The organism is Desulfobaccales bacterium (assembly GCA_041648175.1).
In the GTDB taxonomy this organism is placed as follows: Bacteria; Desulfobacterota; Desulfobaccia; order Desulfobaccales; family 0-14-0-80-60-11; genus 0-14-0-80-60-11.
Genome location: JBAZPO010000023.1, coordinates 34,837 through 48,139, shown reverse-complemented (window position 1 = coordinate 48,139; position 13,303 = coordinate 34,837). Strand labels below are relative to the sequence as shown.

The window sequence follows — 13,303 nt, the reverse complement described above, 5'->3', positions numbered from 1 at the left end:
AGTCGGTGGGCATGGCGCGCTATATGAAGAAGAAGGTGCCGGGGATGGATGTGCCGGATGAGGTGGTGAAGCGCATGGGCGGCGTCCCCAAGGACAAGCAGGCGGACGAGGGCATTACGATTTGTATAGAATCCATCGAGCGTCTGAAAAACGTGCAAGGTGTCAGTGGATTTCACATCATGGCGATTGAGTGGGAGCAGAAAGTCCCCGAGATCGTGGAACGGGCAGGATTGCTGCCGAGACCTATCTTTGATTTGGGTGCTCAAAACGTACGAGGAGGCAAACCATGAGTGACAAGGAACTTATTTTGGTGGTGGATGACGATCCCGATCTGGTGGACATGGTATCCACCAAGCTTGAGTCCAATAATTATAGGATCGCTAAAGCCTACGACGGGGTCCAGGCCTGGGAGAAAATCAGACAAGAGAAGCCCGCTCTGGTCATATTGGATGTCATGATGCCTAACAAAGACGGCTATGTGACCTGCGAAGAGATCAAGCGCGACCCGAATTTCAAGGATATTGCGGTGGTGCTGCTCACCGCGGTGGTGGATAATCTGCCGACGACCACCTACACCCATCACGAGGGCAGAACAACGCCGGCGGATGATTTTATCCCCAAGCCCATTGACCTGGATAAGCTCGTGGGAATCGTTCAGGAAAATCTCATGCGCTGAGGAGATTCAAAGTTCAAGGTTCCAGGTTCAAGGTTCTTTGAACCTGGAACTTTGGACTGGCAGCCATGATGATTGGGTTTCCTATGGCCGGTGAAATCAGGGAAGAAATCGATTGGCGGTCGCGGGTTTTCGATTCGCTCTCTCTGCCTGCCTTGATCTTGGAGCCGAACCGGGTAGTTCTCGATGCTAATTTAAGCTTTTTAAAGCAGTATGGCATTTGTAAAGATGAGATTATCGGTCAGACTTGCCATGAATTTTTTTACCAGTCTGAAGATCCCTGTCCCTATGACACCTGTCCGCTCTCCAAGGTGCTGGCTGAAAAAACCGGGCAGACCATCCTCAGACGCGTGCAAATCCGCGGCAGGAAAGAAAAATGGGAGGACAGGATCTTCTCGCCCATCCTGGATCAGAATGGTGAGGTCCGATACATCATCGAGAAAATCCGCGATGTCACGCATGTCAAGAAGCTGGAAAGAGAGCTCTCCGGAATCAAGGTATTTATGGAGAAGTTTGTTCAGAGCTCGATTTCCGGCATCATTGCCGCAGACCGGCGTGGAAAGATCCTGGTTATGAACCCGGCCGCAGAGGAGCTTACCGGCTATACCTTCCAGGAGGCCCGCAACAACATCACGGTTCGAGAATTGTATCCGCCGGGACAGGCGCAAGAAGTCATGAAAAAACTCAGGAGTGAGGCCTTCGGAGGCAAAGGCAAGCTGCCCTGCAGCCAAACCATACTGGTAAGCGTTAAGGGGGAAGAGATTCCCGTGGAGCTGACCGCAGCAACCATCTATGAGGGCGGCAAAGAAGTGGCCACCATGGGTATCTTCAATGACCTGAGGGGGAAACTTGCCCAGGAGGAAAGGTTAAAGAGGTGCTGCTAAGAGCGGCCCGGGCGGAGAAAATGGCCTCACTGGGCCAACTCGCAGCCGGAGTTGCCCATGAGATCAACAATCCCCTGACCGGCATTCTCCTTTACGGCGGCCTGCTCCTGGAAGACCTGCCCAATGACGACCCCAAACACCAGGATTTACAGTCTATCATCGAAGACGCCAATCAATGCCGGAACATTGTCAAGAGCCTTCTGGCGTACAGCCGCCAGACGAGCGCCAACAAGGAGACCCTGGATCTCAATAACCTGGTCGAACAGAGCCTGAGCCTCATTCGCGATCAGAGCCTGTTTATTAACATAGAAGTGGTAAAAGAGCTTTCAGACGAGAAAATGCTGATCAAAGTGGACCGGAGCCAGCTCAACCAGGTGATTATCAACCTGGTCATAAACGCTATCGATGCCATGGAAAGAAAGGGCATCCTGACCCTGAAGACTTACTGCGACAAGGGGAAGAAAAGAGGGGTCGGCAAAGGAGGCGCAGCAGGCTTCGCCTATTTAGAAGTCTCAGATACCGGTTGCGGCATACCCGAGGAAAATCTTCCCCGGATATTTGACCCATTTTTTACGACGAAGGACCTGGGCAAAGGGACCGGTTTAGGCTTGAGCACCGTTTACGGCATTGTCTAGGAAAACGGCGGCAATATTTGGGTGAAGAAAACCAGCCAGGCAGGAACAACTTTCATACTGGAACTACCCCTCTGTCAGGGTGCGGATGGATATGAGCTTTAGCAATCGATCTTATAGCACCCAGGGGCCTGAAATCATGGTCGAGAAAATGGCGGCAATCAATCAGTTGTGCCCCACTATTCTGGTTATCGACGATGAGGAGCGCGTGCGTGAAGGCTGCCGAAAGGTCCTGGTCCGGGACGGGTATGAGGTGACGATCGCCGAATCCGGTAAAGTAGGGCTGAACATGATCGAGCGCCGGCACTATGACATCATCCTCCTGGACCTGATGATGCCCAGTCTTTCCGGGTTCGATGTGCTGGCTCACATCAAGAGGCTGCACCCCGACACGGTGATCATCGTGATCAGCGGGTACGCTACGGTGGAAAACTCCATTGAGGCCATGAAACGAGGGGCTTTTGATTTTATTCCTAAGCCTTTCTCACCCGAGCAATTGCGGGTTCTTACCAAGAAGGCCATCGAATACACCCGGGCCATGCAGGACATTGCCGACGAGAAGTCGCGGATGCGCGTGCTCATCAATCGTCTCACGGACGGGGTCATGGCTACGGATAGCGCCAAGCGGATAGTGCTCGCCAACCCGGCTTTCTGAGGCTGGCGGGATGCCTGGAGGTCCGGGCTGTGGGGCGCGAGGTCGGGGAAGTCATCCAAAATGCCCAAATTGAACAGATGATCGAGCGCGCCCTGGTCAGATCCGGAGACGGGCTCGTGGAGCTGACGGAAGAGATTTGCTGCGAGGCCGAAGCAGGTAAAATGGGCCCGATCCTGAATGCCCGCTGCATCCCTTATATCGACCGAGCCGGCCGGAACGTCGGCACTATCACGGTACTGCACGACATCACTGCTTTGAAGCGCATGGACCAGGTCAAGTCGGAATTCGTCTCCATGGTCTCCCACGAAATCAGGAGTCCGTTGAATTCAGTCCTGGCCCAGATGCAGATAATCCTCGACGGCCTGGCCGGCGAAGTCACGGCAAGGCAACAGGAAATTCTGGGGAGGGCGTCTGCAAAGGTCAAAAGCCTGGTGAGCCTTTCTTCCGAACTCCTGGACCTGGCCCGCATTGAATCCGGGCTGATCAGCCAGGAGAAGGAGCATCTCAACCTGTCCGATGTCCTGGCCGATCAGGTGGCCTTTCATACTGCTAAAGCTCAGGCCAAGAAGATGGCGCTGACGTTGGAGCCGCTGCCCAAGCTTACCCCCGTGTTTGCCGACCGGCGCAATATGGAGGAGGTGTTTTCCAATCTCATCAGCAATGCCATCAGTTATACGCCCGAAGGCGGCACGGTGACCGTTTCCGCGGCAATGGAGAGCGGCTACCTCAGGGCGAGTGTGTCCGATAATGGCATCGGTATGGCCCCTGAAGATTTGGGCCATATTTTTAAGCGTTTTTACCGGATAAAAACCGACCAGACGAGATTTATCATAGGTACCGGACTGGGTCTGGCCATCGTTAAAAGTATTGTGGAGGCTCACAACGGCTTCATCCGCGTGGAGAGCGAGCCAAACCGCGGGAGCACATTCCACGTCTATATTCCCTGCCCCGGATCCTGACCGGTTGACGGTGGCTCTGAGTGCAGGGTTGTTAAACCATCTTTGGGATTCATGGGAAGGAGATCATTATGCAAGCTGTAATACCGCAAAAACTACCGGAGCCGATCCAAGAGGCCCTGGCAAAATTCAACCTGAACCTGTGCATGACCTGTGGGACCTGCACCAGCGGCTGCCCCGTTACCGGGACGCCCGGGATGGAAGGCTGGGACACCAGAAAGGTCCTGCGGATGCTACACTTCGGCATGGTTGATGAGGTGGTCGACTCGAAGTTCCCCTGGGTGTGCACCGGATGCGGCCGCTGCGCCCACGCTTGCCCCATGGATCTCGACATCCCCTACATCATGCTGCACATGAAGTCCCTGCGCCCCCGGGACAAAGTCCCGGGCATTCTCCATAAAGGCGCCGAAAACTGCTTCAAAACCGGCAATAATATGGCCATCCCTTTGGAGGATTACCTGTTTCTCATGTCCGACATGAGCAAAGAAATGGCCGATGAGGATTGCCCCGGCTTCTACGTGCCCCTCGATAAAGACGGGGCTGATACACTCTTTTTTCCGAACTCCAAGGAAGTCTTTGCCGATAATGAAGACATGAAATGGTGGTGGAAAATCTTCTATGCCGCCAGAGAAAATTGGACCATACCGGCCACAAACTGGGAGTCGGTGGACTGGGGTCTGTTTACAGGGAACCATGAGTACATCAAGGCCTTTGCCCAGCGCAAGATCGACTTCATGAAGGAGCACCACGTCAAACAAATGATCATGCCGGATTGCGGCGGGGGCTCTTACGGCTGCCGCGTGGGTATGAAAAAGTGTGTCCAGGAGAACCCGGCCAACGAGATTAATTATCTCTATCTCTACGAATATCTCGTGAAGCTCATCGAATCGGGTCGGATCAAGCTCGACAAAAGCGTGAACGCGGGAAAAATCTTTACCTGGCATGACTCCTGTAAACACGGCCGGGAGCTGGAGCGCCATTTCGGCAAAGGTTTCTATGAGGAGCCCCGCTGGATTATTCAACAGTGCGTGGACAACTTTATCGATATGGAGCCGAACCGGGCTAACGGCCACTGTTGCGGCGCCGGCGGCGGCATGTGGCCGGGCCCCTATGAAACTGAATCCGCCTGGCATGGCCATGCCAAGTACGAATCCATCAAGAGCACCGGCGCCAATGTCCTGGTGGTCGCCTGTTCCAACTGCCACGACCAGCTTATGAAACGCGTGCCCAAATTCAATCCCGATTATCAATATGAGGTGAAATATCTCTGGGAACTGGTGGCGGATACTCTAATTTTGGAGCCGTGGAGCGAGGCGGAAATCACCCGGGCCGAGGCCGAAACCGCGGCTCAGTGGGAGCGCTTTGGCGTTGAGATGGATGAGGAATAGTTTGAGGGGAATATTGAAAACCGACCTGCGAGTGGCTGAGGCAAGAAGGTTCTTTCCCTTATAATCGTTATTTTATTCTCGATAAATGCGTTTTACCCAACCACGCGGGGTGAGTAATAGGGACCTTTTATAAACATAGCTTGCGCGTGGTTGGGTACCGCTCAACTAGAACGTTGAAATCTCGATATCTCAATTCCCCAACCTCTATTCCGGATAGCTTGCTGCCACTTTAGGCACTTATCGGTGGCGCGGTAAAAATGCCAGATATGTTTATATACTCATTGCCAAAAGTTTTTTCTTATTAACCCCTCACCCTACCCTCTCCCACAAGGGGAGAGGAGAATTAGAGGAAAAAACTTTTGGCAAACGCTATATATCTCCCCTGCGGAGGGGATGAGGGTGTTTAAGGAACACAGTCTGGAAGCCTGGGCCACTGTGGGCGGTGCCCAGACAGAGCTTGGGCGGAATGTGGCGTTCCCAAGTACAACTTGGGAACGAGGGCGTGAACGCACCTGGTGGCGCACCAACTTGCCAACCTAAAAATTATCCTTCCAAGGGCAAAAAGTTGAGATATTAGCCTCTGGAATCAGCCGCGCGCCGCTTATCTGGTCTTGCCGCCACGGCTTGAAGCAGAGCGGCCTCTTCCTTCCGGCAGTCTTTTTCTGATATGATGGATAAACGGGTCACTACGGGTTTATTTGAAAACCTGCCTGCGAGAATAATTGGTATTCGGCGCGAAGCGAAGAGTTTCGTATTTTTCACAATACTCATTGCAAAAAGAGCTTCCTGCAAAATTGCCCCATTATATAGTAGCAGTCTTTAGCCTGTATGAGCACAGACTGGAAAGCCTGTGCTACCGGCGAATTTATAAATACTCATATAAGGTTTCGGCCACAAAGAGACTTTTGCAAGTGGCTCAAAAGTTAATGCTTATTCACCCTTCACTCTGACCCTCTCCCACAAGGGGAGAGGGGAATAAGAGGAAAGAACTTTTGGCAAGCGCTATACGTCACCCAAGGAGAGCCAGGTTTGGCGGAAGAAGCAGCCGTTGATGCCGTAGAGGAGATGGTGCAGCAAGAGCCGGCGGAGAAGGAACATCGCCGGGAACTCTATCTGTTCAATCAAATCGCCACCATCACCGCGCATACCCTGGACCTCCAGGAGATCATCAACACCGTCCTCGCCGAGGCCCTGGAGTTTTTCCACATCGACGCCGGCATGCTGCTGCTGTGGGACCGGGTGCGCCAGCGCCTCACCTATGCCGCGTCCCGGGGCTTTCCCCAGGAGTACCTGGGCAAGATCTCCAGCCGGGCGCACGATACCCTCATGAGCCCGGACCAGTCCCGCGCCATCGAACCGTTGATCATTAAGGATGTCAGCGCGGACCCGCGCCTGCTTTCTTCCACGTTTACCGAGGTGATCCGGCAAGACCCCCGGTTTAGGTCAGTGGTCAGCATCCCGTTGAAATACCGGGACGATATCACCGGGTTTCTCAATCTAGCCGCGGAAAATGCCCGGCCTTTCCGGGCTTCCCGGCGGCGGAAATATTTTTTCAGCATCCTGGGCAACCAGATCGGCCTGGCCATCGAAAACGCCCGGTTGTATCACGAGCTGCGGCGCTCGGAGAAGCGCTACCGCCGCATCTTTGAAGGGTCCAAGGACACGATCTTCATCACCGATCTGGAAGGCCGCCTCCTGGACCTCAACCCCGCGGGCGTGGAACTCCTTAAGTTTGCCTCCAAGGCCGAGGCCCTAGAACTGCCGCATCTTAGGGAAATCTTTCAAAACCCCCGGGATTGGGAACGCTTCCAGCTCAAGGTGGAAGTTGAGGACTATATCCGGGACCTGGAATTGACCCTGCAACCTCAGGGCGGTGGCCAGGTCCACGCCTTGCTCACCGGCATCGTGCGCCGGAATAAAGAAGGGCGCATTACCGGGTATGAAGGCATCTTAAAGAATATCAGCGAGCGGAAGCTGAAGGAATGGGAACTCCTGCGGGAGAAGCAGACCACCGAAGGCATCCTGGAAGGCTTGCCGGTGCCCACCTTCGTTATTGACCGGACCCACCGCATCATCTACTGGAACCGGGCCTGCGAGGAATTGACCGGATTTTCCCGGCATGAAATGGTAGGGACCTACCGCTACTGGCTGCCGTTCTACACCCATGAACGGCCGTCCATGGCCTCTTTGGTCGTGGAGCAAAACATCAAAGCCCTGGAAAAATTCTTCGGGGATAAGAACCTGAAACCATCCCCGACCCTGCCCGGGGCCTACGAGGCCTATGAGCATTTCGCCAATTTTCGGGGCCGGGAACGCTATCTCTATCATACCGCCTCCCCCATTTATGATGAGGAGGGCCACATCCAGGGCGCGGTGCAGGTTATCTTAGACGTGACCAAGCGGGAGCAACTGGCCCGGGAGCTTACGGATTCCGAAGAAAAATTCCGCCGCTTGGTGGAGACCTCTCTGGACGGTATCGTGCTCCACAGTAATTTGAAGCTGTTGTATGTGAACCGGGCCTGCCTGCAAATGTTCAATTACCAGAAACCCGAGGAGATGCTGAACCGTTCTCTGGTGCAGTTTGTGGACCCCCAGTACCGCCCGGTGGTGGCCCGCTGGCAGACGCAATTACAGCGCCGGCCGGGCACCCCCCGAATCTTCGAAATGAAGGGGGTCAGGAAGGACGGCAGCACCTTCGACCTGGAGGGCGTCTCCTTTCCCACCACCTACGCCGGTCAACCCGCCATCCAGACGCATATCCGGGATATCACGGACAAAAAGCACCTGGAGGAGCACTTAAGCCGCACTGAAAAGCTGGCGGCCCTGGGCCAACTGGCCGCGGGGGTGGCCCATGAAATCAATAATCCCCTGGGTGGCATCCTGGTTTACAGCTATCTGCTCTTGGAAGACCTGGAACCGACAGCCCCGGAGCGGACCCAGGTGGAAAAAATTGTCCGGGAGGCCACCCGCTGTAAAGAGATTGTCCAGGGGCTCTTGGAGTTCTCCCGGCACATGCCTTCCAAAATGGTGCCCCTGAATATCAACACCATCTTAGAAGAAGTGATCTCCCTGGTGGAGGATCACCTCCAGTTTCAAAGTATCCAGCTGGTCCAGGACCTGGAGCTTAACCTCCCCGCCGTCCTGGGAGACAGGAGCAAGCTGGAACAGGTGTTCATCAACCTGCTGATGAACAGCGGGGAATCCATGAAGGGCGATGGCCGGCTCACTGTCAGCACTACGGTGGCCCAAGACGGCAACCTGGTGGTCATCCGCTTCCAGGATACCGGTCCCGGCATCCCGGAACCCTACCTGAGCCGTCTCTTCGATCCCTTTTTCACTACCAAAGAAGTGGGTAAAGGGGTGGGCCTGGGATTGTCCATCAGTTATGGCATTATTCAGAAACATTTCGGCAGGGTCTACGTGGAGCGGACCGGGAACGACGGGACGGTCTTTGCCATCGAACTCCCGGCACACCACCAAGTGCGGGACAATGCGGGTGAAAACCAGACTTAGAGAAAAAAAGCACAAACTGGGGGTCGGCCTTGCGGTTTGAGCGGTCCCCGGCTGATTTTGGTCCAGCTATAACACGCACATATTTTTAGGTAATCCGGCTCAATAATTTCTCCTCACCTTTTTGCCCAAAAATTATTGACTAAGGGGCGGGGGTATGATAGGTAGGCACATGTGAAAAGAATCATTTTCTCCGGGGCCTGTCCCGGGCGGGAGCGCCTTGAAGGAAGACACCAAAAAATTTTTAAAAGAGCTATTTTCCGGGGGCTATAAAGCCAGTACCATCGGCATGACCCTGGTGTTTTGCATTTTTATTGGCGCTTTCTTGGGTTATTTGCTGGACAATTACTTTGGCACCGGCTATCTGTTCAAGATCATCGGCCTGATTATGGGAATTATTGCCGGTTTCCGGAACGTCTATACCATGGGTAAGAAGTTCCAGAATGAGAAGTGAGGGCACATGAATATTTTGTCCCCTCGCCATCTGAAAATCGCCAACTGGTCCGTGTTGGCGGTGCTGGTCCTGGCCGGGTTCTTCTGGCGCGGCCGGGAGTTTGCCCTTGGAGTCCTGGTGGGAGGCCTGGTGGTAGTAATCAATTTCCACCTCCTGCACCATGCCCTGAAAGGCACCTTGGGACAAATGGCGAACCACCCCCAGGATGGTTCAAGCCGAGCCAAGGCTTTTTTTGCCGCCCGGCAGCTGCTGCGGTTTTTTGCGCTGCTGGCCATCATATTCCTGTTGGTCGGTCAGGGTTGGGTTAATATTTTTGGGCTGCTGCTGGGATTGTCCACGGTAGTCATCACCTTGATGCTGGCCGCGATTAACGAAACGATCAAGCTTAAGAATAAGGAGGCAAACCCGTCCCATGGATCATCCCATTCTCTTTCTTGATTTACTGTTTGGAAAGCTAAACCTGCCCATTCCTCCCCATGTCTCTTATGCCGTATTAGTTTCGCTCATCCTCCTGGGGTTAGGCATGCTGGCCGGCAAGAAGATTTCCATGGTCCCCACCGGCGCCCAGAACGTCTTCGAATTGATAGTCGGCGGACTGGAAGACTTCATGGTGGAGATCACCGGCGAGGAAGGCCGGGCCTTCTACCCCTATATCTGCTGCGTATTTTTGTTCATCATGACTTGTAACCTCGTCGGCTTGATTCCGGGGTTCTTTTCGCCCACGGCCAACATCAACACCACGCTAGCTTTGGCCTTGTGCACCTTTATGTACACCCATTACCTGGGGATCAAGTACCATGGGGCCAAGTATATCAAGCATTTTCTGGGACCCATCCCGGCCCTGGCGCCCCTGTTCCTCCCCATTGAGATCATCGGCCACTTTGCTCGGGTGCTCTCCCTGACATTGCGTCTTTTCGGCAATATCATGGGGGAAGATCTGGTGCTGGCCATCCTCTTGTTCCTGGCCGGGATGTTCCTGGCCCCCCTGCCCATGATGTTCCTGGCGGTGTTCACCAGCGTCGTGCAGGCGTTTGTGTTCACCCTACTGTCCATGATGTATTTTGCCGGGTCCATGGAGCACGCCCATTAAAAGGCATAACCGCAGGCCCTTACAACAACCTGCGCCCGCGCAGGCTGGAAAGCCTGTGCTACTAAACTTGGAAGAAGGCCAACTACATATATCCCAACATTATTCAGGAGGTTTAAAGAAATGAGAAAATCCATGGTTCTTGGACTGAGCATGCTGGTAACCCTGCTTTGGGCTTCCCTGGCTCTGGCGGCTGAGCCCGCCGCAGCGGGCGGCGCTTCCGCCGGCCTGGGCGCCTTTTTCAGCTATGCGGTTATGGCCGCCGGCTTCGGCATCGGCATCGCCGCTTTTGGTACCGGCATCGGCCAGGGCCTGGCCGTGAAGAGCTCGGTGGAAGGCATTGCCCGTAACCCCGAGGCTTCCGGAAAAATCACCGTCACCATGCTGATCGGCTTGGCCATGATCGAGTCTCTGTGTATTTACGCTCTGGTCGTAGCCCTGATCATCCTGTACGCGTACCCCATGGCCAAACCCATTGCCACGGCTCTGGGCTTCAAGATGTAACTAATTGCTAATCGAAGGGGGGCGTTATGCCCCCCTTTCCTTTAAAGTTATTTGTGCAAAAATCCACAATTAGAAACGGACCCACTGTAAGCTAAGTAATGCGCTCAGTTATGAAATTCTCTAAAATTCCCACTGCCACCATTACCCGTTTGTCCATTTATTCCCGGTATCTTGAGGCCCTGTCTCAGGAAGGGGTGAAGATCATCGCATCGGACAAGCTGGCCCAAAAGTGCGGCATCAACCCGGCCCAGATCCGCAAGGACCTGGCCTATTTCGGGGAGTTCGGCATCCGTGGGGTAGGGTACTTCGTCAAGGAACTGCTCTTCGAAATCAAGCGCATTCTGGGGCTCAATAAGACCTGGAAAATGGCGTTGGTAGGGATCGGGAATCTGGGCTCAGCGCTGTTGGCCCATCAGAATTTCATCCGCCAAGGTTACGAATTCGTGGCGGTTTTCGATGTCGACCCGGCCAAGGTGGGACGCCGGGTGCCCAGCGGCCAGACCATTTTCTCCGTGGATGAGTTGGAACAGGTGGTCAAAGAAAAGGGTGTCGAGATCGGCGTCATTGCCACCCCGGCCGGCAAGGCCCAAATGGCGGCCCTGCGCCTTATCTCTGCGGGCGTCAAGGCCATCCTCAATTTTGCCCCCCTTCAATTGCAGGTGCCGGAAGGCATGGCGGTGGAGAACGTGGACTTCACTGTCAAGCTGGACAACCTGGCCTACAACCTCACGATGGCTGAAGGGTGAAAAACGCTTTTCAGTTTTTGGTTTTCATTAAAAAGATCAAAAGAATTTTTGCCAGCTTCGTTTCTCCGTCTCTTTATTCCTTCTTACGCTGCATCGTTAACCGGCTTAATCTTCTCATATTCCGAACTGTGGGCCTGCAAAGTATCCCACAGACTCACGTCTGTTTGCAGTCCCAGCCAAAACTCCGGGGTCGTGTCAAAAAATCGCGCCAGGCGAAAGGCCGTGTCCGGCGTAATGGCTCGTTTACCCCGGAGGATTTCACTGAGGCGCACCCGGCTGATGCCTAACGCCTCGGCTATTTGCTTCTGATTAAGACCCATAGGCTCCAAGAATTCATACCGGAGGATTTCTCCCGGTGGAGTTGGGCGACGGTTTCGGGGTAACATGCTCTCCTCCTTTAGTGGTATTGCACGAGTTCCAAATCAAAAATGTCACCGGCTTCAAACCGGAAACATAACCTCCAGGCGCCGCTGACTGAGATGGCCCATTGCCCTTCCCGATCACCGTACAAAGCATGGAGACGATTGGCCGGAGGGGCCTTCAGGTCTTTCTGGGCCTGCGCTCGATTAAGCATATCCATCTTCCGCAGCAACCTGGGTCCCAGATCAGATGGGATCCGCTTATGTTTCCCCGTGTGCCAGAATTCTGCCACCCAGGGCTGCGCGAAGGTTTTGATCATAATCTAATGTAACGATTATCGTTACTCGTTGCAAACTCTTTCTTAAGTCATGAGCTGGAATACTCGGCTCAAGGGCGATTTGAGGATTACTCTATTCTGGGTCGTCTCGGGAACATCGCCGGCCGGCCCAACGACGCCGACCTGGCCGACGTGGCCGCACGGGTGACGGGAGTGCTGCGGGTCTAGATACACCGGACCCATAATGCAACAGGGACAGACCTATTGATCTGCCCCCGGATTATTTCTCGGACCAGTGCCGTCTCGTTAATCTTCTTTGGTCGGCTTTTTTAAATTGAATACCAGGCCAACGCTCGCCACCATCATCAACAGGCCGTACAGAGAGCAGGCCCAAGGGTCGAGCTGCCCGAAGTAACCGATTTCCGCCAGAAATTCCATTGTCTTGTCCACTCTTCTTTCTGGAAATTAATTTGTTGAGATAATTATAACTTGCAAAAATGGAAATGCAAAGGTTATTTATCTTGATGAATTATACAATTATGTAATTGCAACGTTTGCCATAAATTCATGCTGCTGGCTGATTTTCAAATCCCCCTAAATCCAATGCTGTTCACTTAAACATTTGTAGGGGCGGGGTCTCCCCGCCCCTGGCTTAATGTGCCACGGGTTGGGCGGGGAAACCCCGCCCCTACAGCCGATCAGAAATCGCCAATGCTTAAGTGAACAGCATTGCCCCTAAATCCCATCAATGTCCGGTAGGTTTTTGCAAATGCCTAATTGAGGCATCAGGGTTTCTGAAAAGCCCCCGGACCTGTCATTCTGAGGGAGCGAAGCGGCCGAAGAATCTCAAAAACCGAGATCCTTCGCTTCACTCAGGATGACAAAACAGCGCGTCCTGCAGCTTTTTCAAAGTATCTTTTCCAGGGCGAAGCAAATTTTCCACATTGCCAACTACATGCAATTTTCTAACCGGACAGTGCTGCCTAAATCCCCGTTTTTCAAAGGGGGACTTGGGGTTTTAGAGCATTCCCTACGACGTAAAACCCTTTTTGGCACTGGCTATACTCATTGCCAAAAGTTTTTTCTTATTAACCCCTCACCCTACCCTCTCCCACAAGGGGAGAGGAGAATTAGAGGAAAAAACTTTTGGCAAATGCTATATAAAATGCTCTGCCGA

General features: G+C 53.7%; 16 protein-coding genes. 13 read left to right on the top strand and 3 right to left on the bottom strand.

Annotation, left to right across the window (positions count from 1 at the left end; genetic code table 11):
• The 13 genes from WC600_16660 to WC600_16600 all read left to right on the top strand — a co-directional run.
• The coding region (locus tag WC600_16660; protein MFA4904367.1) for a methylenetetrahydrofolate reductase at nt 1–290 on the top strand (290 nt) is incomplete at its 5' end.
• Nucleotides 287–676, top strand: a complete 390-nt coding sequence (locus tag WC600_16655; protein ID MFA4904366.1) for a response regulator — start codon at nt 287–289, stop codon at nt 674–676. The genes WC600_16660 and WC600_16655, both read left to right, overlap by 4 nt.
• A gap of 65 nt (nt 677–741) precedes the next feature.
• Nucleotides 742–1,557 carry a PAS domain S-box protein gene (locus tag WC600_16650; protein MFA4904365.1) on the top strand — a complete coding sequence of 272 codons (816 nt, stop codon included), beginning with the start codon at nt 742–744 and terminating at the stop codon, nt 1,555–1,557.
• A complete protein-coding gene (locus WC600_16645; GenBank protein ID MFA4904364.1) occupies nt 1,548–2,192 on the top strand; it encodes an ATP-binding protein in 645 nt (214 codons plus the stop codon). The genes WC600_16650 and WC600_16645 overlap by 10 nt, the downstream gene beginning before the upstream one ends.
• A 136-nt stretch (nt 2,193–2,328) precedes the next feature.
• Nucleotides 2,329–2,844 carry a response regulator gene (locus tag WC600_16640; protein ID MFA4904363.1) on the top strand — a complete coding sequence of 172 codons (516 nt, stop codon included), beginning with the start codon at nt 2,329–2,331 and terminating at the stop codon, nt 2,842–2,844.
• 29 nt (nt 2,845–2,873) lie between these two features.
• Nucleotides 2,874–3,803 (top strand): HAMP domain-containing sensor histidine kinase, encoded by a 930-nt coding sequence (locus WC600_16635; GenBank protein ID MFA4904362.1) that lies wholly within the window; start codon nt 2,874–2,876, stop codon nt 3,801–3,803.
• 68 nt (nt 3,804–3,871) lie between these two features.
• Nucleotides 3,872–5,188 carry a (Fe-S)-binding protein gene (locus WC600_16630; GenBank protein ID MFA4904361.1) on the top strand — a complete coding sequence of 439 codons (1,317 nt, stop codon included), beginning with the start codon at nt 3,872–3,874 and terminating at the stop codon, nt 5,186–5,188.
• Between the two features lie 1,029 nt (nt 5,189–6,217).
• Nucleotides 6,218–8,701 (top strand): PAS domain S-box protein, encoded by a 2,484-nt coding sequence (locus WC600_16625; protein ID MFA4904360.1) that lies wholly within the window; start codon nt 6,218–6,220, stop codon nt 8,699–8,701.
• A gap of 217 nt (nt 8,702–8,918) precedes the next feature.
• On the top strand, nt 8,919–9,152 hold the full coding sequence (locus WC600_16620; GenBank protein MFA4904359.1) for an AtpZ/AtpI family protein: 234 nt from the start codon (nt 8,919–8,921) through the stop codon (nt 9,150–9,152).
• 6 nt (nt 9,153–9,158) lie between these two features.
• A complete protein-coding gene (locus WC600_16615) occupies nt 9,159–9,590 on the top strand; it encodes an ATP synthase subunit I (protein ID MFA4904358.1) in 432 nt (143 codons plus the stop codon).
• Nucleotides 9,565–10,242, top strand: coding sequence for a F0F1 ATP synthase subunit A (gene atpB, locus WC600_16610; GenBank protein MFA4904357.1), 678 nt, complete (start codon nt 9,565–9,567; stop codon nt 10,240–10,242). The genes WC600_16615 and atpB overlap by 26 nt, the downstream gene beginning before the upstream one ends.
• Before the next feature lie 120 nt (nt 10,243–10,362).
• Nucleotides 10,363–10,743: an ATP synthase F0 subunit C gene (atpE, locus tag WC600_16605; protein MFA4904356.1), complete on the top strand. Its 381-nt coding sequence runs from the start codon at nt 10,363–10,365 to the stop codon at nt 10,741–10,743.
• A 110-nt stretch (nt 10,744–10,853) separates the two neighbouring features.
• Nucleotides 10,854–11,489: a redox-sensing transcriptional repressor Rex gene (locus WC600_16600; GenBank protein MFA4904355.1), complete on the top strand. Its 636-nt coding sequence runs from the start codon at nt 10,854–10,856 to the stop codon at nt 11,487–11,489.
• Between the two features lie 83 nt (nt 11,490–11,572).
• Here WC600_16600 and WC600_16595 read toward each other — a convergent pair whose 3' ends face one another.
• The 3 genes from WC600_16595 to WC600_16585 form a co-directional block, all read right to left on the bottom strand.
• A complete protein-coding gene (locus tag WC600_16595; GenBank protein ID MFA4904354.1) occupies nt 11,573–11,875 on the bottom strand; it encodes a HigA family addiction module antitoxin in 303 nt (100 codons plus the stop codon).
• A gap of 11 nt (nt 11,876–11,886) precedes the next feature.
• Nucleotides 11,887–12,168 carry a type II toxin-antitoxin system RelE/ParE family toxin gene (locus tag WC600_16590; GenBank protein MFA4904353.1) on the bottom strand — a complete coding sequence of 94 codons (282 nt, stop codon included), beginning with the start codon at nt 12,166–12,168 and terminating at the stop codon, nt 11,887–11,889.
• A 264-nt stretch (nt 12,169–12,432) separates the two neighbouring features.
• Nucleotides 12,433–12,576 carry a hypothetical protein gene (locus tag WC600_16585; GenBank protein ID MFA4904352.1) on the bottom strand — a complete coding sequence of 48 codons (144 nt, stop codon included), beginning with the start codon at nt 12,574–12,576 and terminating at the stop codon, nt 12,433–12,435.
• Nucleotides 12,577–13,303 lie beyond the last annotated feature (727 nt).